The organism is Bacteroidota bacterium, from assembly GCA_016713925.1.
In the GTDB taxonomy this organism is placed as follows: Bacteria; Bacteroidota; Bacteroidia; order AKYH767-A; family OLB10; genus JAJTFW01.
On record JADJOH010000007.1, the window covers coordinates 1,387,848 to 1,409,609 of the forward strand.

General features: G+C 42.3%; 17 protein-coding genes, 1 tRNA gene and 3 pseudogenes. 13 read left to right on the top strand and 8 right to left on the bottom strand.

Translation table 11 applies throughout. The features are described from left to right. Nucleotides 1-61: 61 nt before the first annotated feature. From ccoS to IPJ86_14165, 6 genes and pseudogenes are all read left to right on the top strand, one after another. Nucleotides 62-250 carry a cbb3-type cytochrome oxidase assembly protein CcoS gene (ccoS, locus tag IPJ86_14140; GenBank protein MBK7888369.1) on the top strand — a complete coding sequence of 63 codons (189 nt, stop codon included), beginning with the start codon at nt 62-64 and terminating at the stop codon, nt 248-250. After that, nucleotides 247-2,354: pseudogene (gene ccoN, locus IPJ86_14145) on the top strand (cytochrome-c oxidase, cbb3-type subunit I). Before ccoS ends, ccoN begins: the two are co-directional and overlap by 4 nt. A gap of 237 nt (nt 2,355-2,591) precedes the next feature. Continuing rightward, on the top strand, nt 2,592-3,563 hold the full coding sequence (locus tag IPJ86_14150) for a c-type cytochrome (GenBank protein ID MBK7888370.1): 972 nt from the start codon (nt 2,592-2,594) through the stop codon (nt 3,561-3,563). A gap of 3 nt (nt 3,564-3,566) precedes the next feature. Next, on the top strand, nt 3,567-4,979 hold the full coding sequence (gene ccoG, locus IPJ86_14155) for a cytochrome c oxidase accessory protein CcoG (protein ID MBK7888371.1): 1,413 nt from the start codon (nt 3,567-3,569) through the stop codon (nt 4,977-4,979). Between the two features lie 4 nt (nt 4,980-4,983). Beyond that, complete coding sequence (locus IPJ86_14160; GenBank protein ID MBK7888372.1) at nt 4,984-5,421, top strand: FixH family protein; 438 nt, start codon at nt 4,984-4,986, stop codon at nt 5,419-5,421. Beyond that, the gene (locus IPJ86_14165) at nt 5,421-6,131 is read left to right on the top strand and encodes a sulfite exporter TauE/SafE family protein (protein MBK7888373.1); all 711 of its coding nucleotides are present in this window, start codon (nt 5,421-5,423) and stop codon (nt 6,129-6,131) included. The genes IPJ86_14160 and IPJ86_14165 overlap by 1 nt, the downstream gene beginning before the upstream one ends. A 393-nt stretch (nt 6,132-6,524) precedes the next feature. On the opposite strand, the gene IPJ86_14170 is transcribed toward IPJ86_14165, so the two are convergent. After that, nucleotides 6,525-6,599: transfer RNA gene (locus IPJ86_14170), tRNA-Val, on the bottom strand. 102 nt (nt 6,600-6,701) lie between these two features. Next, nucleotides 6,702-8,111 carry an AAA family ATPase gene (locus IPJ86_14175; GenBank protein MBK7888374.1) on the bottom strand — a complete coding sequence of 470 codons (1,410 nt, stop codon included), beginning with the start codon at nt 8,109-8,111 and terminating at the stop codon, nt 6,702-6,704. Nucleotides 8,112-8,265: 154 nt separating this feature from the next. On the opposite strand from IPJ86_14175, the gene IPJ86_14180 reads away from it, so the two are divergent. The 3 genes and pseudogenes from IPJ86_14180 (at nt 8,266) to coaD (ending at nt 10,195) form a co-directional block, all read left to right on the top strand. Further along, the gene (locus tag IPJ86_14180; protein MBK7888375.1) at nt 8,266-9,159 is read left to right on the top strand and encodes a DUF3822 family protein; all 894 of its coding nucleotides are present in this window, start codon (nt 8,266-8,268) and stop codon (nt 9,157-9,159) included. Next, nucleotides 9,147-9,704 (top strand): RsmD family RNA methyltransferase, encoded by a 558-nt coding sequence (locus IPJ86_14185; protein MBK7888376.1) that lies wholly within the window; start codon nt 9,147-9,149, stop codon nt 9,702-9,704. The genes IPJ86_14180 and IPJ86_14185 overlap by 13 nt, the downstream gene beginning before the upstream one ends. A 29-nt stretch (nt 9,705-9,733) precedes the next feature. After that, a pseudogene (gene coaD / locus IPJ86_14190) lies at nt 9,734-10,195 on the top strand (pantetheine-phosphate adenylyltransferase). Nucleotides 10,196-10,694: 499 nt separating this feature from the next. Here the strand turns inward: coaD and IPJ86_14195 are convergent. Together IPJ86_14195 and IPJ86_14200 are read right to left on the bottom strand one after the other, a co-directional pair. Beyond that, a complete protein-coding gene (locus IPJ86_14195) occupies nt 10,695-10,889 on the bottom strand; it encodes a hypothetical protein (protein MBK7888377.1) in 195 nt (64 codons plus the stop codon). Between the two features lie 11 nt (nt 10,890-10,900). Continuing rightward, on the bottom strand, nt 10,901-11,539 hold the full coding sequence (locus IPJ86_14200) for an N-acetylglucosamine kinase (GenBank protein ID MBK7888378.1): 639 nt from the start codon (nt 11,537-11,539) through the stop codon (nt 10,901-10,903). A gap of 149 nt (nt 11,540-11,688) precedes the next feature. Here IPJ86_14200 and IPJ86_14205 point away from each other — a divergent pair. Beyond that, nucleotides 11,689-13,027: pseudogene (locus tag IPJ86_14205) on the top strand (amino acid permease). 666 nt (nt 13,028-13,693) lie between these two features. On the opposite strand, the gene IPJ86_14210 reads toward IPJ86_14205, so the two are convergent. From IPJ86_14210 to IPJ86_14225, 4 genes are all read right to left on the bottom strand, one after another. After that, the gene (locus IPJ86_14210) at nt 13,694-15,736 is read right to left on the bottom strand and encodes a hypothetical protein (GenBank protein ID MBK7888379.1); all 2,043 of its coding nucleotides are present in this window, start codon (nt 15,734-15,736) and stop codon (nt 13,694-13,696) included. 70 nt (nt 15,737-15,806) lie between these two features. Beyond that, nucleotides 15,807-16,673 carry a hydroxymethylglutaryl-CoA lyase gene (locus tag IPJ86_14215; GenBank protein MBK7888380.1) on the bottom strand — a complete coding sequence of 289 codons (867 nt, stop codon included), beginning with the start codon at nt 16,671-16,673 and terminating at the stop codon, nt 15,807-15,809. A gap of 60 nt (nt 16,674-16,733) precedes the next feature. After that, the gene (locus tag IPJ86_14220) at nt 16,734-17,234 is read right to left on the bottom strand and encodes a DUF4920 domain-containing protein (GenBank protein MBK7888381.1); all 501 of its coding nucleotides are present in this window, start codon (nt 17,232-17,234) and stop codon (nt 16,734-16,736) included. Between the two features lie 264 nt (nt 17,235-17,498). Continuing rightward, complete coding sequence (locus IPJ86_14225; protein ID MBK7888382.1) at nt 17,499-18,518, bottom strand: quinone-dependent dihydroorotate dehydrogenase; 1,020 nt, start codon at nt 18,516-18,518, stop codon at nt 17,499-17,501. Nucleotides 18,519-18,614: 96 nt separating this feature from the next. Here IPJ86_14225 and IPJ86_14230 point away from each other — a divergent pair, with 96 nt between their 5' ends. From IPJ86_14230 to smpB, 3 genes are all read left to right on the top strand, one after another. After that, on the top strand, nt 18,615-19,283 hold the full coding sequence (locus IPJ86_14230; GenBank protein ID MBK7888383.1) for a metal-dependent transcriptional regulator: 669 nt from the start codon (nt 18,615-18,617) through the stop codon (nt 19,281-19,283). Further along, the gene (locus IPJ86_14235; protein ID MBK7888384.1) at nt 19,270-21,177 is read left to right on the top strand and encodes an Nramp family divalent metal transporter; all 1,908 of its coding nucleotides are present in this window, start codon (nt 19,270-19,272) and stop codon (nt 21,175-21,177) included. The genes IPJ86_14230 and IPJ86_14235 overlap by 14 nt, the downstream gene beginning before the upstream one ends. Nucleotides 21,178-21,297: 120 nt before the next feature. Further along, nucleotides 21,298-21,759, top strand: a complete 462-nt coding sequence (smpB, locus tag IPJ86_14240) for an SsrA-binding protein SmpB (protein MBK7888385.1) — start codon at nt 21,298-21,300, stop codon at nt 21,757-21,759. The last annotated feature ends 3 nt before the right edge of the window (nt 21,760-21,762 follow it).

A 21,762-nucleotide genomic window follows, 5' to 3' on the forward strand; every position in this document is an offset into this window, starting at 1 on the left:
AATTCAAATACTAAATCTCCTCATATACTAATCACCCCGTCAAAAATAAATTTGCCTACCCATGAGTGTAATCCTGATTCTTATCACTTGCAGCCTGTTAGTAGCCGGAGGATTTTTGGCCGGTTTTTTATGGTCGGTAAGAACAGGTCAATTCGACGACGATATTTCACCGGCCGTTAGAATACTTTTTGATGATGAAACTGTACCTAAACCAATAGAAAATAAAATAAAAAATCCTGACAACGTATGACCATTGAAAAATTCAGCTATGACAACCGCATTGTGAGAAACTTTGCCTTAGCTACCATTGTTTGGGGAATTGTCGCAATGCTTCTGGGCCTAGTCATTGCGCTTCAGATCCCCTTTCCGGGTTTAAACCTCGGAGAATATCTGAGTTTTGGCCGTGTAAGACCTGTACACACCAATGCCATCATCTTTGCCTTTGTCGGGAACGGCATTTTTATGGGTTTGTATTATTCCTTGCAGCGACTATGCAAGGCCAGGATGTTTAGCAATGCATTAAGTAGTTTACATTTTTGGGGATGGCAATCCATCATTGTTCTTGCAGCTTTAACATTATTGACCGGACATACAACAGGTAAAGAATATGCTGAACTCGAGTGGCCCATTGATATTCTTATTGCTGTAGTTTGGGTAATTTTTGCAATAAACATGTTTGGTACAATTATCAAACGCAGAGAGCGACATTTATATGTGGCCATCTGGTTTTATATTGCCACCGTCATTACTGTTGCGGTATTGCATATTGTAAATTCTATTGAAATTCCGGTTAACATTTTAAAAAGCTATTCTGCCTATGCGGGAGTGCAAGATGCCCTGGTGCAATGGTGGTATGGACATAATGCAGTGGCCTTCTTTTTAACAACGCCCTATCTTGGATTAATGTATTACTTTGTTCCCAAGGCAGCCAATCGTCCCGTCTACTCGTACCGACTTTCTATTATCCATTTCTGGGCATTAATTTTCATTTACATCTGGGCAGGTCCTCATCATCTACTCTACTCTTCATTACCGGATTGGGCACAATCATTAGGAACGGTTTTCTCAATCATGTTAATTGCACCTTCCTGGGGAGGTATGATCAATGGACTCTTAACATTAAGAGGAGCCTGGGATCGGGTTCGCGAAGACATCGTTCTTAAGTTCATGGTGGTTGCCATTACCGCTTATGGTATGTCCACCTTTGAAGGACCTATGCTTTCTTTGAAAATGTAAATGCGATCAGTCACTTTACAGACTGGACCATCGCCCACGTACATATTGGTGGAATGGGTTGGAACGGAATGCTCACTTTTGGTATTTTATACTGGTTAATTCCTCGACTTTACAAAACAGAACTTCATTCCAAGAAACTCGCTTCCTTCCATTTTTGGATTGCGACATTGGGAATTCTCTTTTATGCCGTACCGATGTACTGGGCCGGATTTACACAAAGTTTAATGTGGAAAGACTTTACACCGGACGGCGTACTTCAATATCCTAATTTTTTAGAGACGGTTACGCAGATCATACCGATGTATAAGTTACGTGCATTGGGAGGTTTGATGTTCTTCATTGGCGCCATAGTAATGGTGTATAACCTGATGAAGACCATGCAATCAGGTACATTGAATGAAGAAGAGGCCGCAGAAGCACCTGCATTAGATCCGAACGAAAAAATACATGATGGACATTGGCATAGATGGATTGAGCGCCGTCCGATACAGATGTTACTTCTCAGTACAGTTGTTGTATTGATTGGAGGTATTGTAGAGTTCATTCCGACCTTCTTAGTGCAATCAAACATTCCAACCATTGCCAGTGTGAAGCCTTATACTCCACTCGAATTACAAGGCAGAGATATTTATGTCAGAGAAGGTTGTTACACGTGCCACTCACAAATGATCCGACCATTCAGATCCGAGACCGAACGTTACGGCGAATATTCCAAAGCTGGCGAATTTGTTTACGATCATCCTTTCCAATGGGGATCTAAACGTACCGGTCCGGATTTACATCGTATTGGAGGAAAATATCCCAACATATGGCATTATCACCATATGATTGATCCAACTACCATGTCGCCCGGTTCTATTATGCCTGCCTACGACTGGATGGCTGAAAATGATCTGGACATCAGCAGTACACCTGCAAAAATTCGTGCTATGCAAACTTTGGGCGTTCCTTATCCTGAAGGTTATGATGAAAAAGCGAATGCCGATCTCATGAAGCAAGCGGAAAGCATCGTTGCCGACCTCAAGAAAAATGATGTGAGTATTGCTGCGAACAAAGAACTCATTGCCATGATCGCCTATTTGCAAAGAATGGGAACTGACATTAAAGCTTCACGATAAGTGCACCATTAAAAAAAACGAAAACATGTATCGACAATATTTAGAAAGCATCGCCGGGATCAGTATCTATCCAATAATATCGCTGATTATATTCTTCCTGTTCTTCACTGTATTAATCAGTTACCTTATCAAAGCCGACAAACAACATTTAGACATGTTGAGTCACTTACCCTTACAGAAAAACGATTCAAACACCGATCAATACACCGTATGAACCGATATACCTTCTCCATCATAATGGCAGGAATGATAAGTATGATTTCTGCAATTCGTGCATTTGGACAAAATGCTGCGACCACAGTCGCTGAAAAGCCAAGCGTTCCGGAGCTCTTTTATAATCCCAGCTTCTATCTTCTCACTTTTGTTTTCATCATCATGCTGGTCGTAATTATTGCTCTTACAAGAACTATACGTTTATTGGCATATGGTTTATTACCGGAAGAGAAAAAACAGATTATTGCTATAGAAAAAGAAAAAAGTGCCTATGAGGAACTTCACGCTCCTTCCTTCTGGACAAGGTTCGACAGAAACTTTCTCACCAAGGCAGTACCGGTAGAAAAGGAAGCGGATGTAATGCTGGATCACGATTATGACGGTATAAAAGAATTGGACAACAGCTTACCACCGTGGTGGATTTGGGGATTTTACCTTACCATCATCTGGGCGGTCATCTACATCGTACATTTCCATATTTTCGATACCGGTCCATTGCAAGTAGAAGAATACAACAATGAAATTGCAATGGCAGAACAAAAAATCAAGGAGCGACAGGCTAAAATGGCGGATTTCATCTCACCTGAAAATGTTACCGCATTGAATACTCCGGAAGGACTTGGAAGTGGAAAAGATATCTACACGAAAAACTGTGTGGCTTGTCATGGTCCGGGTGGAGAAGGAACTGTTGGTCCGAACCTCACCGATGAGTTTTGGATACATGGAGGTGGAATAAAAAACATTTTCACTACGGTTACAAACGGTGTTCCTGCCAAGGGAATGATTTCATGGAAAAGCCAGTTAAGTCCAAAACAAATTCAGCAAGTATCCAGTTATATTCTTACTTTGCAAGGCACAAAACCGGCAAATGGAAAAGCTCCTGAGGGAGAGAAATGGCTGGAAGCAGGCTCCACTCCGGTTGGGCAGGATAGTACAACTGTTGTTACTGATAGTGTAAAAACGGTCACTGCTGAAGCTGCAGTACCTTCAAAATAATAAATGAATACAGAGAAGGTGCCACCATTTGATCCGGCAGGATCTTTCCGTGATAGTGTAGCCACTATTTCAAAAGAAGGAAAGAGAAACTGGATTTATCCTAAAAAACCGTCCGGACGATTTTACAATAAACGAACCATTGTAAGCGGGATTTTTCTCGCCCTACTGTTTACCGGACCCTTCTTAAAAGTGAACGGACATCCATTGATGTTGTTCAATATACTGGAAAGAAAATTTATCATTTTCGGAATTGCATTCTGGCCACAGGATTTCCATTTGTTTGTACTTGCGATGCTCACCTTCATCGTGTTCATTATTCTTTTCACCGCCTTGTTTGGTCGATTATTTTGCGGATGGGCTTGTCCGCAAACAATATTTATGGAAATGGTGTTCCGAAAGATCGAGTACCTGATTGAAGGCGATTACATGCAACAGAAAGCCCTCAATGCAGAAGCTCCGAATCCCAGGAAGCTTAGAAAGAAGCTATTGAAGAATAGTATATTTTTTCTAATCTCCTTTATCATTGCCAATACTTTTTTAGCATATCTGATTGGTATTGATGAGTTGGAAGCCATGATTACAGAGGGTCCCTCGCAAAACATGGGCACTTTGATTTCACTGGTAATTTTCACCGCTGTATTTTATGGGGTATATACTAAGTTCAGAGAGCAAGCCTGCATCGTTGTTTGCCCTTATGGACGATTGCAAGGGGTATTGCTGGATAAAAATTCTGTGGTGATTGCCTATGATTATAACAGAGGTGAGCCCCGTGGGAAATTACATAAAGGCGAAGTACGCACCAACGGGGACTGCATCGACTGTCATCAATGCGTGCAGGTTTGTCCAACGGGAATTGATATTCGTAACGGTACACAGATGGAATGCGTGAATTGCACCGCTTGCATAGATGCCTGTGATGCCATCATGGATAAAATTGAGAAGCCGAGAGGTTTAGTCAGATATACCAGTGAAGAAGCCATCAAAACGGGCGTGAAATTCAAGGTCACCACGAGAATCATTGGATACTCCATCGTACTTACTATATTACTTGGCGTATTGATTACCCTTCTGGCCATCAGAACCGATGTGGAAGCTACCATTTTAAGAACACCCGGAATGTTGTTTCAAAAACAAGAGAACAATAAAGTCAGTAATCTCTACAACATTAAAGTAGTCAATAAAACGTTTAAGGATATGCCCATTGAAATCCGTATCTTAGAGCCAGCGGGAGAAATCAAATGGGTGGGAAATGGAATAACTATATTGAAGGAGCAGGATATTTCAGAAGGGGAATTCTTTGCCATCCTTGATAAAAGTTTAATTAAATCAACCAAAACAAAAGTGCACATTCAAATACTATCCAATGGAGTTGTTGCGGATGAAACTACTACCAATTTCATAGGACCAACCAATTAAAAAGATGAGCTGGGGATATCGAATATTTATACTGTACACGGGCTTCGTTGCCGGGATGCTCTTCCTTGTTTACAAATGTGTTCAGGAAGATGTGGATTTAGTGACACCGGATTATTACGAGAAGGAATTAAAATTCCAGGATCAAATTGACCGGATGAATAACAATGAGAAAAGCGGAAACCGGCTTCAAATTTCATTTAATGCTGCAACGAACTCGATAGATATTGAATACCCTGCAAACGAACCGGGGAAAATCAAAGGCGAAATAGTGATGTTTCGTCCGGATAATTCGAAGCTGGATTTTAAAATTCCTGTACAGTTCATGAATGGAAAACAAGTGATCTCTGCAGCTACAATGGCCAAAGGTTACTGGAGAATCCAGACCACCTGGGAGCACGGTGACACACCCCTTTATCAGGAAGAAAGAATATACGTGCAATAATGGACGTTTTTTACTGGACGGCACTCTCTGTAGGATTCTTTGGCAGTTTTCACTGTGCAGGTATGTGTGGTCCGCTTGCCATGGCATTGCCCACCGGAAATGGTAGTATTTTAAACTTGCTCGGAGGAAGAATAGCCTATAATCTGGGACGCGTAGTGACGTATTCTATATTGGGAACTATAGCCGGATTTTTAGGAAAAACATTATCCATTCGAGGCTGGCAAAGTGATATCAGCATTTTAAGTGGCATACTGATCATCGTCATGGTACTGCTCACGAATCAGAAAATCCTCACGAAAATTAATCATCGATTTGCCGGATTTTCCTTTCAATTAAAAAAAGTATTTGGTAAACTTTTGAAGCATCATTCTATTGCTTCCTTGTTTTCATTCGGAGTGGTGAATGGGATCTTGCCTTGCGGATTCGTTTATCTGGCTATGGCAGGAGCAGCAACAACGAAAAGTCCGATGGAAGGTGCGACTTATATGTTTCTATTCGGCCTCGGCACCGTGCCCATGATGCTTACCCTGGCTTTATCCGGCTCCTTTATTTCCATCAAAGCGAGGAATTTCGTCAATAAAATTACGCCTGTGATTGCGATTGCGTTGGCCATCTTTCTTATTCACCGTGGATCTATGATGAAAGAGGAAGAACAATCCTGCTGCAAACCGGGACATATGAAAAGTTTTGAAGTACATCAGCAGAAATAGTTTTTAAAAAATCTTAACTCTCCCCTACTCTATATTTCCTGACTTGTACCTTCATTCACGGGTGAAATTATGAGTTAACTTAATCCAGCCGTTTAAGTGAATGGTTTTCTACTTTAATCGCACTAAGTCCAGGTATAATGCAAATTATTGTGATTAAAACACCATCCAAAGCAGTAACGATTCTAAGTTTAAACGCAGCGACCGCCGCGAACCCGCCGCGAACGCAGCGTTTTAACAGAAGATTTAATTATCAGAATATTCTTTTATTAAAAACTAATATTAATTTATGATCGAAAAACACAGTCGAATTTCCGGGATAAAGTAATTGTATTCATCTAAAAATTCGAGAAAATTTTCAAATCAGGAGAAAAGTCTTGCAAATAGAAATTTTTGTGTGTCATACTGGATTCGAACCAGTGACCCCTACCCTGTCAAGGTAATGCTCTAAACCAACTGAGCTAATGACACATATTTGCAAGCTATTTTCAATTCAGGTGCTTATAATTTAACATCCTATTCGATATTCAACTAATAAACACCCGCGAAAAACAACCTCCCCAAAAGTATCAATTATTTGAAAAACTTTTCATCAAAATTCAGAAGAAATAATTTTTCAGAAGCACGGGTAAAAGCCGTATAGAGCCAGCGGTAATAGCCTTTATCGAGCATCTCCTCCGTCAAATAACCCTGATCCACAAAAACAATCGGCCATTGACCGCCCTGGGCTTTATGACAAGTTACGGCATAAGCAAACTTCACCTGCAGGGCATTGTAGTGCGGATCCTTTTTTATCAATGCATTTCTTCTCCGCTTATCCGGTTCTTCCTCCTGATAATGCACATGGAGGGCATCATACAATTTGTTCTGATCGGTTTGCACGAGTGCAGGCGCTTCACTGGAGAGGGTGTCCAGCATGATCATCGCCTCGAAGGATGGTTCATCGGGATAGTCCGGTAAATGCAGCGTAGCCATCGCAAACCGAAAACCATAGCGTTCTTCAAAGTGAAACACCTTCAACACTTCCATCACATCTCCATTGGCAATAAAACCGGCGGGATGATCAGAGGGCAGCCAATGGTAATTATTTTTTACGATCATCAGGTTATCTCCCCCTCCTATTTCATCTTCCATCCATAAAGTCTGGAAACGGATCATACGGTTATACTGAATAGCAGCACGATTGGAACGGGTAATGACGATCACATTATCCTTTCCATATTGCCGATAATAATCAATCAGTGATTCCGGTAAATCGCGGGGATTCATGCGTAGCACAGCACCCTTTTCAACTATCTCCGGTATATTTTTATTTTCATCGCTGATGATCAGATTACGTATATGAGTAGCGTTAGTCAGTATTTCGCTTTGCTCCTTCTGACGAACCACTTCTGTCATTTCAGTGGAATACACCGTCATCTTGAATTTTGCACGTATATGATCGGGATCCAATGCAGGACTATGTTCAAAGTGAACAGGAGGCAACTGCGCCGAATCTCCCACCAGCATCAACCGGCAAGCAGGGCTGCTGAAAACATATCGAATCAAATCACTGAGCAAATTGACTCCCGGAAAAGTAGCCGAAGGATCATCAATCGCGGCATCCGAAATCATCGAGGCCTCATCCACAATAAACAAGGTCTTTCGGTAAACATTATCTGCCAAACGAAGCATGATACGTCCATCACTGGTAAGGGCAGGACGATAAAGATGTTTATGTATTGTAAAAGCTGGTTTTCCGGTATAGGAAGAAAGTACTTTTGCGGCTCTTCCTGTTGGTGCGAGAAGAATAATATTGGTGAACGCGGAAGTCAATGCCGCCATCATGGTCGTTTTGCCGGTACCCGCATAACCCTTCAGCAAGAAAATTCCGGGAACATCATCGGCTGCAAATTCAGAAAACTTTCTCAGAAATAATTCCTGACCCGATGTAGGTTGAAATTCCAGAAAGCCGCTGATACGATGGTAAAGCTGGGATGAAATGGTTGTCCTGATCACGATTCTAAGATAGCTCAAAGATCAGCCTTCCTTTTCAATTGCAGTGGGTCGTTTAAAAATTTGCTTAACCCACTAATTATCATATGGATACGCCCATCTCTGTCACGATCTTCGCAAGAATTCCTACTTTTGTTACCGGATGGTACAAACGGCACTGCAATTTACACTCAAGACGCAACAGGTAGATGAATCTTTTTCGCAAGGAATGGTTACTTCCTCACTCCTCTTGCTGCTCTTTGACCGGAATCGTATCAGCTATGCCATCATCGATAAACAGCGACAGAAAGCAGTCGCTTTAAAGGATTACCATATCGTTAGTGATAGTACGCAAAGTGATAGCGATGATTATAAACCGGGAGCTTTTACCCAGTTACTTGAAATGGATGAATTGTTAAATCAACTTCAACCCCAACAGGTCATCCTTTCGGTGTATAGTACGAAACATAGTCTGGTCCCGAATCCATTATTTTCTAAGGATCAATTGAAAGACATATTGAGCCTGACTTCCAGAATAAAGGATGATGATCGCTTTTACGCAGATGCTGTTCCATCCGCAAATGCACATTTGGTGTATGCTGTTCCGGAAGAGTTACTGAAAGAAACGGGAACCATTTATAAAGAAGCCGCATTGTATTTTGCAGGAAGCAGTTTCATTGAAAACCAATTGCGCTTGCATAAACATGAAAGCACTCCTGCGGTCGCCGTTATGGTTCGACCTCTAAACATTGACATTGCCATCACGCATGGCAGCGAATTAAAATTCTTCAACAGTTTCCCTTATCAATCGTCGGAAGATTTAATTTATTATTTACTATTTTCCATAGAGCAATTGCAATTAAATGCGGATCAGGTTGCTGTTGTTTTTTACGGAGAGATTGAAAAAACATCTTCTCACTGGATGTTAGCCGGAAAATATATCAGGAATATTCGTTTGGGAGAGAGAACAGAGGTTTTAGAGTATAGTTATGGCTTTGATCGTTTATCGGCTCATCAGTATGTCGGACTCTTTAATCAATACCTGTGCGCATTATAAGTGGAATTCATAAAGGGAGACAGCTAACAGCGCCAAAAACTTTGCCTGTCCGGCCTACTACTGATTACGCCAAATCGGGACTTTTTAATATGCTGGCCAGTCGTTACAATTTTAAAAAACTAAAAGTTGTCGATCTCTTTGCCGGAACGGGAAGTATCACCTATGAATTTTTATCGAGAGGATGCGAGCATCTGGTCGCTGTTGACAATCACCCGGCCTGCATAAAATTCATCAACAGCACCCTTGAACTCCTGCAGGCACCAAAAAGCATCATGGCCATTCAATCCGATGCGTTAACCTGGTTAAAAAAAACAGACCGAACTTTTGACATCATATTTGCCGATGCACCCTTTGACCAAACGCCGGCAGAAAGTCTGGCAGAAATAGTCTTCGAAAGAAATCTCCTGAATAAAAACGGAGTATTGATCATTGAACACGGGAGTACTAATAATCTCAGCCCTTTGAAAAACTATATTGAAACCAGAAAATACAGTCAGGTTTCCTTTTCATTTTTCAAGAATGAAACTGATACCGACATCACTTAAAATAGTAATTCATTTCAAAAACCAGCACCATGTCAAGAATCGCCCTGTTCCCCGGAAGTTTCGACCCTATCACCATTGGACATGTGGATGTCATCACGAGGTCACTGGATTTATTTGACAAGATCATCATAGGTGTCGGACATAACACCCCCAAACAATAAATGTTTCCCTTGCAGGACAGAGTAGAATGGATAAAGAATAGTTTTTCTGACTATCCACAAATCTCCGTTGAATCCTACAGCGGACTCACGGTTGATTTCTGCAAAAAAGTACAAGCGCGGTTTATTTTACGAGGCCTCCGCACATCCGCCGACTTTGAATTTGAAAGGGCCATTGCCCAGATGAATCATTATCTGGAAAGAGGAATCGAAACCATCTTTCTACTTTCCTCACCGCAATACGCACCTGTCTCCTCCACCATCATCCGTGACATCATCCGCAACGGCGGCAACGCGCAACCCTTCGTAGCCGACGGCGTTATATTGAAATAAAAATTGCCGAAAACAAAAAGGAATTGATGATCTCCCTTTCGGGAGACAAGATTGATGAATTGATGAGTTGATGAATGTTTTGAATGAATATAGAGTTGTTGGTTTAAGAAAAGTCCTCCGTGATCCTTAGTGCTCCTCAGTGCCTTAGTGGTTAAAAAGGAAAATTCCTTGGAAGACGACGATCTCTATGCAACTAAAATTTGATAGTTTTTGACGAAACACTTTCCGACTCAGTAATTAGATTCACAAGATAAACCCCCTTCGCCACCGCATTCATCGGTATCTCTCCCGTCACATAGGCCGCAGATTGCTTATGATTATTATGATTTATTATGATAATTCCTGACGGGCCTTCGGACTTCGTAGTTTACGCCATCGCTTAAGTTTTGGCGCACACCGTTAGCGTAGGTGGGGTTAAAAAGGAGAATTCCTTTATAGACGACGAATTCAATTCAACTGAAATTTCAATTATTATTGTGAAACAGTGTTTCGATCTATTCTATTTCATTTTGCTATAAAAATTCATCAAATCATCAATAGGCTGTTTAATAATTTTCCCTACGGTAAACCCTTTTTCTTTTGCAACTTCATTCAGCTCTTTACTGAATATATAGGCTACTGATCCGACGAAATGGACTTTGGTTTTTTTGAAGTCGGGATAATCGCAGATATAGAGATCGGCAAAGTCACGCATGCCCTGGAGGATTAAATTTTGATAAAGGGATCTTCGTAATGCTTCGAGAGAAACCGGGTGAAGGAAGCCAGCCATACATTTGGATTGGGTTCTTTGTAGACTTTATCGATGATACTATTTTTATCGAGTCCGTATGTTTGTTTGAAATCATCGGCTAAAGGTTGAGGGAGTCGACCGTATAAATACCAGGTCAGTAATTTTTTTCCGAAGTAAGAACCACTGCCTTCATCACCGAGGACATAGCCTAATCCGTAATTTTTTTCGTGTACATTTTTTCCATCAAACCAGCAGGAATTACTGCCGGTACCAATGATGCAGGCGATGCCCGGCTCATTTCCGCAAGTTGCCAGTGCCGATGCAAGCAAATCGTGCTCAACGAGGACATCTGCACCCGTAAAAAACCGACGAAGTCCGGCGGCGATGATTTCATTCCTGGCAGCACTGGAACATCCCGCGCCAAAAAATTTAACAGCTGTAATGCTCTCCCTGATGTTGAGCATTTCCGGCTCTTCCATCAACGTCTGATATACAAAATCAGTAGAATGAAAAAACGGATTAAAGCCCATCGTATGATAAGGTCCTTTCACTGTCTGACCATCGTACAATAGCCAATCCGCCTTGGTTGATCCGGAATCTGCAACGAGCAACATAAATATATATTTTCAGGTTAACAGCACAAGGATAGTGTTTAAAATAAAAAGATCAAAATAAGGAAGGAATGTTTTGTCCCATTCCTGTTGAACCATTTAGTTCCTACCTCGCATCAACTAGAAATAATTATCTTCGATACATGAAGTTGATGCAACAAGCGGGACTGGAGCGAAGGCTGGGACTCTTCCATAGCACGGTTATCAATATGATCGATATGGTTGGAATCGGACCCTTTGTGGTTTTACCCCCTGGTCATATCTTATATCGGAGGACCCCAGTTTCTGTTGGCATGGATTGCGGGGGCACTTCTTTCTTTCATTGATGCCATGATCTGGTCGGAGTTGGGAGCGGCCTATCCGGAGGCGGGAGGAAGTTTTAATTTTTTAAGAAAAGCCTATGGTGAGAAAAAATGGGGAAGACTCTTCTCCTTCCTTTATACCTGGCAAACCCTCATTCAGGCACCGTTGGTGGTAGCAAGTGGATCAATAGGATTTGCACAATATGCGGGCTACCTGATGCCTTTGGATGAAGTAAGCCGTAGAATTGTTTCAGGACTGGTAGTCGTTTCACTAACGGCATTGCTTTACCGAAAAATAGAAACCATCGGTAAAATCAGCACCTTACTTTGGCTGGGAGTAATTGGCACCTTAGGATGGATCATCTGGGGAGGGTTTACGAGCGGGAACATGAGTGCTCCTGTCCGGGAAATGGTTGCTGATGCCGATATTTCCTTGCTCTTCAGTGCCGGCTTTGGTGCGGCCATGGTAAAAACGATTTACTCTTATTTGGGCTATTACAATGTATGTCATCTGGGGAGTGAGATTAAAAATCCGGGAAAGAACATTCCAAGGAGTATGTTTTTATCCGTATTCGGAATTACAGTATTGTATTTTTTATTGAATGTAAGTGTTACTGCTGTGATTCCCTGGAACGAGGCGCAACATTCTGAGTTTATCGTCAGCACTTTTATTGAAAGGGTATATGGTCCTTCGGCTGCCATGTGGGCGACTATTATGGTATTATGGGTGGCCTTTGCCAGTCTCTTTGCGGTGATGCTGGGCTATTCACGAGTGCCCTATGCCGCAGCCAAAGAAGGAGAATTTTTCAAAGCTTTTTCCAGCGTCCATCCTACCCGACACTTCCCCCATATCTCCTTACTGGCACTTGGTTCGACAGCCTTTATTTTCAGTATGCTTTTTAAACTCTCCGAAGTCATCACCGCCATACTGGCCATGCGCATCTTGATTCAATTTGCCGGACAAGCTATCGGAGTCGTGTTGCTCAGAAGGAGGATTGGAACTGCGCATCTCCCTTATAAAATGCCATTCTATCCGTTACCGGTTATTCTGGCAACGGCGATATGGCTGTGGATATTTTATTCTACGGGTCCCTCCTTCATGCTGGCGGGGCTCATCGTTATTTTCAGCGGCACGATAGCCTTTCTCTTAAAGGCGAAAAACGAACGACACTGGCCGTTTGAAAAATGACTTCTTGCTGTACTCTGTTTTTTTAAATTACTTGAGCGACTTTCGATGAGCGTCCATCTCTATGTTGTAGGTGTTCTCTGTAATACTTTCACTATTTTTTCTGACTAGTACCTGCATTCACGGGGGAAATTATAAGTTAACTGAATTCAGTCGGTTAAGTTAATGGTTTTCTACTTTAACCGCACTAAGAGGAGGTGTAATGGAAATTAGAGTGATTAAAACACCATCCAGTGCAGTAACGATTCCAAACCTAAACGCTGCGTTCGCGGCGGGTTCGCGGCGGTCGCTGCGTTTAAACAGGAGATTTCATTATCAGAATATTCTTTTATTCAAAACTAAGTTAATTTATGGTCGAAAAGTATATTCGAATCTCCAATAAAAAGCGATTCTATTCATCTTCAAAAGCTGCGTGATGTTTTCTGCCAATCCATCTGTACAACCTCCGTTCTTAAGTGCCTGCCGACCGAAACCCTAACACAAATGGGCCTGCTGACCGAAGCTTTAGCACAAGTGGGGCTAAAAGCCGTAAACAATATGTCCCTGTTAATCTAAATCTATTAATAAATTGAAATTGAAAAACCGCACTAAAAGATACGAGTAAAGGCGAAAAACGAACGACACTGGCCGTTTGAAAAATGACTTCTTGCTGTACTCTGTTTCTTTAAATTACTTGAGCGACTTTCGATGAGCGTCCATCTCCATGTTGTAGGTGTTCTCCGTAATACTCTGACTATTTTTAAAGAAGAACACACCGCCATAGCTGTAAGTCACCTTCAAATAGGTGGCTTGAATTGCTTTTGATTTTACCACAGATCTAAAGATCGTTCGATTGGTTTCAGTAATCGTATCCTGAGCAATACCTTCAGCCATGAACTGCTTGTCGAAATCAAATTTATAGGCACTGATATCCGAAGCACCCTTCTTCGCCGGAGTATTTTGTTGAGGATTTGCCAATGCCTTTTTCTGAGCTTCTATTTCGGCTAAACGTTTTTGCTCACTTTCCTCTTCCTGCTTCTTGCGCATTTCTGCTGCGATACGGGCGGCTTCTTCTTCCTGTGCCTTCCTGGCGGCTTCGAGCGAATCCTGTTGCAACTTTATGCGAGCTTCACGCTGTAATTCCAATTGCTTTGCACGTTCCTTTACTTCCGCGATGGAGTCTTGCCTCATTTTTTCCTTCGCCTGAGCTAATGCTTCTCTTTCGGCCTTTTCACGTTCCGCTTTTGCTATTTCTTCCAGTCGGGCTTTTTCTTTAGCAGCAGCTAAGGCTTCCTGCTTTGCTTTTTCTTCCGCCTTTGCGATTGAATCCTTCTCTGCTTTTTCGCGAGCGGCCCTTTCCATCTCCTCCAGACGGGCTTTTTCCTTCACAGCCGCCAACGAATCCGCCACCACTTTCTCTCTTGCCACACGCGCCAATTCAGCTACTCTTGCCTGCTCTTTTGCCGTCGCCAATGAATCGGCTACCACTTTTTCACGCGCGAGACGAGCAATTTCTGCCATGCGGGCTTGCTCCTTCGCATTCGCCAATGAATCCTGCTTCGCTTTTTCACGGGCAATTGCATCCAACCGTTCTTTTTCTTTAGCCGCCGCCAATGCTTCTTGTTTCGCTTTCTCTTCCGCTTTGGCAATCGAGTCCTTCTCCGCCTTTTCACGTGCAGCTAATTCCATGGCTTCGAGACGGGCTTTTTCCTTCACGACAGCCAATGAATCGGCCACCGCTTTTTCACGTGCCTGACGAGCGATCTCTGCTAAACGTGCCTGTTCTCTCACATTGGCGAGAGAGTCGGCTTTGGCTTTATCTCTTAACTGGTTCTCGATTTTCTCACGTTCTTTCGCTGCAATAAGAGAATCCTGACGTTGCTTTTCTAAAATTCTTGCTATGGAGTCCTGCGATGCTTTTAACCGCGCATTGGCTGCTGTTTCCGCTGCAAGACGGGCTTTTTCCACTGCTACGATGCTATCCTGACTTGCTTTTTCACGTTTAGCAATTAAAGCAGCTTCAGCTTGTTGTTTCTCTTTTTCCTTTGCAATAGAATCTTCACGCGCCTTTTCAATCTTCGCTAATTCCAATGCTTCCAGGCGTTGCTTTTCTCTTTCCTTCGACAATGAATCCTGACGTGCTTTATCGGCAGCCAGTTGCAATTTACGTGCTGCTGCAATGGAATCCTGAGTTGCTTTTTCCATTGCAAGTTTTTTAGCAACTTCTTGCTTCGCCACTTCTGTCGCCATCTTCTGTTTCACGACATCCATTTCCACTTTTCTGGATTTAGAATATTCAGGATCGTAATCGAAATCTTCATAGGCATCGGAATAAGAAAGCTTCGCTACGGGAGGAGCTGCTTCTTTCGGTGGCTCTTGTCCTTCCGGAGCTTTGAAGAGATCCATTTTAAATTTAAAACTAAAGATCTGGCTATTGTACTGTGCCGGCACTTTTGTATCGATCAACACTGTTTTGGTAATACTTCCATTTTTAGAAAATACGATCGTATAACTATGACCGAGATCCAGATTAAAAATAAACTTACCGCCGGCAGATGACATGAGGTTATCGGATACTTCAGTACCCTTCATCACTTTGATTTCAGCGCCCTCCAAACCTTTTCCATCCTGTTGAACATTACCCAATAACTCCAGATAACCGGGTTGCTGAGCAAACGCATTTCCTGACAAGAACACTGTAAACAAGCTGATAATCCAAAGACGTAACTGCATTTTTTTCTATTTAATTGGTATTTTTAAGAAGACTAAAATATTAATCGTGACTATAACGGTTTATACTCACTTATGTTGCCAAGGGTTCAGCGAACACAGCGGCAGCTTTTGAGAGCGCATTTTCGAAATTATTGGCATTCACATTCGTATTCACCTTATTTTCATTTAAAAAACGGAAGAGATTTTCTGATGCCAGATTCCCTACCAGTTCATCCTTCGCCATTGGACATCCGCCATAGCCCTTCATGGCACTATCAAATCGACGGCAACCACTTTCCCAGGCCGCGGTGACTTTTTCATTCCAGTTATCAGGAGTACAATGGAGATGTGCCCCAAATTTCACTTTCGTAAAGGCAGGAATTAATGCTTCAAAAATCAGACGGATATCAGCGGACTTTGCCACTCCAACGGTATCCGACATCGCTATTGTTTTCACGCCAAGCCCGGCAATTTTATCTACCCACTTCATCGCGATGTCGGCATTCCATTCGTCGCCGTAAGGATTCCCGAAGGCCATACTGATATAGACGACTAATTCTTTATTATTTTTTACTGCAAGTGACTGCAGGTATTCCACTGTAGCAACGGAATCGAGTATACTACTGTTGGTATTTCTTTGCTGGAATGTTTCGGAGATAGAAAACGGAAAACCCATGAATTTAATTTCATCAAAAGCAGCAGCTTCTTCTCCCCCTCTTTTATTGGCCACGATAGCCAAGAGCGAAGTCCTATCGTTCAGCTTTAATTGCTTCAATACATCTACAGTATCTCTCAACTGCGGAATAGCTTTTGGCGAAACAAAACTGCCAAAATCCAACACATCAAAGCCAACATCAAGTAAGGAATTGAGGTAGCTCACTTTTTGAGCAGTCGGAATGAACCATGACAACCCTTGCATGGCATCTCTCGGACATTCTACCCACTCTACTTTTTCCATCTCTTTATGAATGAAAGAACCCGCCATTTCGCTGCGGGTTCTCTACATTATCAATTTAATTTACTTAATTAATACCCCTTCTGCCTCAAAAGCGAGTTCCACTTCAGGCTCAGTAATTTTTTCAATTTCTTCCTTGGATTTCCCTGCGTCTTCTGCATAGTGACGAAGATCTTCAACGGCTGTAGTGTCCATGTAAGCATGTCCGAGGATAATAGCCGATTTTCCTCCGCAATCCTTAGGAACGAAGAAACCATAATCCTTAAACGTCACTCTCATGGTTGTTCCATCTCCTTTATCCAATTGCATCCAGCAGCCTTTCGCCTGACAAACTTCATTCACCTTGCCTTCCGCTTTCACACCATTAATATCTGCATTTCCTGCATTCACCATGGCCAGTAATGAGTCCATTGAAATCGCACCGGCTTCATCGATTTTAGCACCGAACTGAAGTGTGGCCGCCGCTGAAGAATCAGCATTTGCTTCATTGTTTTCGTTGTTGGCTGTTTGGCTACAGGATGAGAGCGCTACTGCTATTACACCCAGGAAGAATAATTTTTTCATTTTTATTTTACGTTTCCTGCAAATTTAGGAAAGGCACAAGAATTTAGACCTATTTCGTTAATGTTTTACCAACAAACAGCGTCTTAAAATCAACACTTTTGAATTCAGGGATTGGTGAAAAAAGCATTCAACTCACGGATAAAAGCGCTACGGCACACCTCGATTCCGCTGTATTTATCTAAAATTAGATTTGTATATCAATAGTTTAAGTCGTAATAAATTTATTTATTTACCATCTCAACAACAGATGTCAAACAACTTTATCTAGTGTTCAAGCTCCTCTAGAATTTTCTTAATCATTCCCGGACCTTCATAAATAAATCCGGTATACACTTGAAGGAGATCCGCACCTGCATTTAATTTCTCCTTCGCATCCGCCGCATTAAAAATTCCTCCAACACCAATGATAACCATATCCTTACCTGCCTTTTGACGCAAATACCGAATCACTTCCGTACTGCGCTTCTTCACCGGCAAACCGCTTAATCCGCCACTCTCCTTCTGCAACTCCTCCTTGCTTTTCAAACCCTCTCGCGAGATGGTGGTATTTGTGGCAATGATTCCTTGTATTTTGGACTCTTTTACAATTTCGACAATCTCATCCAATTGTGAATTCGTCAAATCGGGAGCAATTTTTAAAAGTATCGGTTTAGGATTCTTTACGGCATTCAGTTCCATAAGACGTTTCAAAAGCAAGGTGAGTGGTTCTTTCTCCTGCAATTCGCGAAGTCCGGGAGTATTGGGAGAGCTGACATTCACCACAAAATAATCCACATAGGGAAAAAGTTCCCTGAAGCAAATCTCATAATCGTTTACAGCTTGCTCGTTAGGAGTTACTTTATTCTTGCCAATATTTCCTCCGATAATCAAGCCGGCCTGACGATTTTTTAATGCATCAACCATCGCTTTTACGCCTTCATTATTGAAGCCCATTCTATTGATTAGTCCATGATCATCAGGTAATCGAAACATACGAGGTTTCTCATTTCCGGGTTGGGGCAATGGAGTCACCGTACCGACTTCAATAAAGCCGAAACCAAAGGCAGCCAATTCACGGTACAAACCTGCATTTTTGTCAAATCCTGCCGCTAAACCGATTGGGTTAGGGAAATCGAGTCCCATAAGCGTTTTCCTGAAAGCAGGCTTTCTGTATGCATAAATTGATTTTATAAGTATTTCGAAACCAGGTATTTTAAAAACATTCTTCAATAAATTGAAAGTGAAATGATGCGCCTTTTCCGGGTTCATCATAAATAATAATGGACGAATCAACAGTTTATACATTGGTGCAAGATTATAAAAATTACCAATTCCATTACCTGAAATAATATTTTAGAGTAATCTAAATTAATTATTACATTTGTCAAGAATTTAAGGGATATGACCACATCCACCGAAGAAAATTATCTGAAATCCATTTATCATCTGAGTGTCGGACATCCGAATCCGGTTTTAACTTCAGAGATTGCCGATTCACTCACGACGAGTTCAGCATCGGTCACGGATATGTTAAAGAAGCTTTCTGAGAAAAATCTGATCGAATATGAGCGTTATAAGGGCGTTCGGATCACCAGAAAAGGCGAACGGGTTGCACTGAGCATTATTCGCCGACATCGCCTTTGGGAAGTTTTTTTGACGGATGTTTTAAAATTCAGATGGGATGAGGTGCATGATATGGCGGAGGAGCTGGAGCATGTCAGTTCTGATGAACTGGTCAGCCGCTTAGATGCATTTTTGGGTTATCCTAAAGTAGATCCGCACGGAGATCCGATTCCGGATACAAATGGTAAACTACTTCCATCAGGATCCCTAAGTCTTGCAGAAGCTCAAACTGCGCAAAAGTATCAGGTGAGCGGTGTGAGCGATCATAGTGCAGGATTTCTACAGTTCCTCCAAAAAAAAGGTTTGATGCCCGGTGTCCTGTTTTCAGTGAAGGAAATAGATGAATTTGATAAGAGCATGTATCTGCTGTTCGAGGATAATTCGGGAACATTTATCAGTCATGAAATTGCAAAAAACATTTTAATGAAATTGTATGTCAACTCCTAAAGATAACACCTCCCTGTCAGAGGTACATGGTACCATTTCTGTTGGAAAAGATTTAAGCTGGAAGAGGAAGCTCCTGGCATTTATTGGTCCGGCTTATATGGTCAGTGTCGGCTATATGGATCCGGGCAATTGGGCGACCGACATTGCAGGCGGAAGTCAGTTTGGCTATAGTTTGATCTGGGTATTGCTGATGTCGAATTTAATGGCCTTGCTGTTGCAGAGTATGAGTGCACGCCTGGGGATTGTCAGAGGCCGGGATCTGGCACAGGCCTCGCGCGAGATGTTTCCCGGATTTGTGAATTACTTTTTATATGGTTTAGCAGAGATTGCGATAGCGGCTTGTGATTTGGCAGAAGTACTGGGGATGGCGATCGGACTCTATCTGCTCTTTGATCTTCCTTTAATCTGGGGAGTGGTGATATGCGCTTTGGACACCTTCCTGCTCTTGTTCCTGCTCAACTATGGCATCCGGAAAATTGAACTTTTCATCATCAGTCTGGTGGCGATTATCGGGATGGCCTTTGTCGCGCAGATGTTCTTTGCACAACCCTCTGTATCCGGTATTTTTTCCGGTTTAATTCCTTCTGCCATGAGCGAAACGGCGCTATATATCGCCATTGGTATCATAGGCGCGACCGTTATGCCGCACAACCTTTATCTGCATTCTGCCCTCGTTCAAACCCGCAAAATTGACCGGTCGGAAAAGGAAATCAGAAAAGCCATACGATTCAATATTCTCGACAGTACGATTGCCTTAAATGCAGCTTTCTTTGTCAATGCAGCCATCCTCATTTTAGCAGCCAGTACCTTCTTCAAAGCAGGAATGCATGAAGTGACGGACATCATGGATGCACACCGGTTACTGGAGCCCTTACTCGGAACCAACCTCGCTCCTACCCTCTTTGCAATTGCATTGATCAGCGCGGGACAAAGCAGTACCATCACCGGAACATTGGCGGGACAAATTGTGATGGAAGGCTATCTGAACCTTCGCATTGCTCCGTGGATCAGACGACTCATTACGCGATTAATCGCCATCATTCCGGCAGTTATCACCATTCAGATTTACGGAGAACAGGCTACAGGAGATTTATTAATTTTAAGTCAGGTTATTCTCTCTTTACAGCTAGGCTTTGCCGTTATTCCCCTGATCCATTTTGTCAGCGATAAAAAACAAATGGGTGTTTTTGCCATCTCCACCAAGACAAAAATTGCAGGATGGCTTTGCGCAGCAATTATCGTCAGTCTAAATGTCAAAATGGTAATCAGCCAACTCCACGACTGGCTGCAGGGAAGTGATAGTTTTCTTCTTCGCTATCTGGTACTTCCAATTACCATATTCAGTGGATTCATGCTCATCTACATCACCTTCTCCCCATTCATGAAAGGCCGCAAAGACAGGAAAATTAATATTCCGCATGGCACGTTCAAGGACATCGAACTTTCCCCACAACAAAAGCCAAAACGCATTGCCATATCACTTGATTTTGGAAGTATGGACAGTAAAGCCATCAGTGGAGCGATTGCTCAGGGAGGAAAGGATGCTGATTATATTTTATTGCATGTCACTGAGAGCGCCGGGGCTTTGTGGCTGGGTAAAGAAGTCAGTGATTACGAAAGTCAAAAGGACACTGAAACCATTGAAGCGTACAAAAAATTATTTATTGACAAAGGTTATCATTGCGAAACACGAATTGGATTTGGAAATCCGCGCAAGGTTATTCCCGAAATCATCAAGGACATTAAGGCTGATTTGCTGGTAATGGGTGCTCATGGACATAAGGCGATGATGGATTTCATTCTGGGATCAACAGTAGATGCAGTGCGTCATAGGATAGATATTCCTGTGCTTGTCATCGGAAACAAAAAAGGGAATCCGGGAGAAACTGAGTAATCGCCAAACCAATAGCTACAGGCAAAATTCACTAAGAAAAACATGTTGCTTTCGTGGATGTAAGCGGACATATCCATGTTCTAAAAATTTATTGACTTTCATTTCCTTACTTTTGCAGAAATGGCCAGTAAAGAAGCGACGGTAAATATCATCAACAGAAAGGCAAGTTTCAATTACTTCATCAGTGATACCTGGGAGGCGGGCATTGTATTGACCGGCACGGAGATCAAGGCGGTAAGAGAAGGGAAAGCGAATCTGACGGATGCTTACTGTATTTTTAAGAACGATGATTTATGGATAAAAAATCTTCATATCAGTGCTTATGATAACGGCGGCTATAGTAATCACCCCCCCCGGCGTGAACGCAAATTACTCTTACACCGGTATCAGCTACGACGTCTGATGTCGAAGTTAAAAGAGAAGGGCGTCACCTTAATTCCTGTTCGATTGTATACCACTGAACGCGGCTTTGCCAAGCTGGAACTGGGATTGGCGAAAGGGAAGAAAATGTTTGATAAGCGGGATAGCATCAAAGAAGCGGAAGCTAAAAGAGAAGTCGGACGAGCTATGAAACGTTCCTGATTT

Bases quoted from the DNA above. Each gene is read 5' to 3' on its own strand.
- ccoS (MBK7888369.1), top strand. From the start codon at position 62: ATGAGTGTAATCCTGATTCTTATCACTTGCAGCCTGTTAGTAGCCGGA.
- IPJ86_14150 (MBK7888370.1), top strand. From the start codon at position 2,592: ATGGCAGGAATGATAAGTATGATTTCTGCAATTCGTGCATTTGGACAA.
- ccoG (MBK7888371.1), top strand. From the start codon at position 3,567: ATGAATACAGAGAAGGTGCCACCATTTGATCCGGCAGGATCTTTCCGT.
- IPJ86_14160 (MBK7888372.1), top strand. From the start codon at position 4,984: ATGAGCTGGGGATATCGAATATTTATACTGTACACGGGCTTCGTTGCC.
- IPJ86_14165 (MBK7888373.1), top strand. From the start codon at position 5,421: ATGGACGTTTTTTACTGGACGGCACTCTCTGTAGGATTCTTTGGCAGT.
- IPJ86_14180 (MBK7888375.1), top strand. From the start codon at position 8,266: ATGGTACAAACGGCACTGCAATTTACACTCAAGACGCAACAGGTAGAT.
- IPJ86_14195 (MBK7888377.1), bottom strand. From the start codon at position 10,889: ATGCGTGACTTTGCCGATCTCTATATCTGCGATTATCCCGACTTCAAA.
- IPJ86_14200 (MBK7888378.1), bottom strand. From the start codon at position 11,539: ATGTTGCTCGTTGCAGATTCCGGATCAACCAAGGCGGATTGGCTATTG.
- IPJ86_14210 (MBK7888379.1), bottom strand. From the start codon at position 15,736: ATGCAGTTACGTCTTTGGATTATCAGCTTGTTTACAGTGTTCTTGTCA.
- IPJ86_14215 (MBK7888380.1), bottom strand. From the start codon at position 16,673: ATGGAAAAAGTAGAGTGGGTAGAATGTCCGAGAGATGCCATGCAAGGG.
- IPJ86_14220 (MBK7888381.1), bottom strand. From the start codon at position 17,234: ATGAAAAAATTATTCTTCCTGGGTGTAATAGCAGTAGCGCTCTCATCC.
- IPJ86_14225 (MBK7888382.1), bottom strand. From the start codon at position 18,518: ATGTATAAACTGTTGATTCGTCCATTATTATTTATGATGAACCCGGAA.
- IPJ86_14230 (MBK7888383.1), top strand. From the start codon at position 18,615: ATGACCACATCCACCGAAGAAAATTATCTGAAATCCATTTATCATCTG.
- IPJ86_14235 (MBK7888384.1), top strand. From the start codon at position 19,270: ATGTCAACTCCTAAAGATAACACCTCCCTGTCAGAGGTACATGGTACC.
- smpB (MBK7888385.1), top strand. From the start codon at position 21,298: ATGGCCAGTAAAGAAGCGACGGTAAATATCATCAACAGAAAGGCAAGT.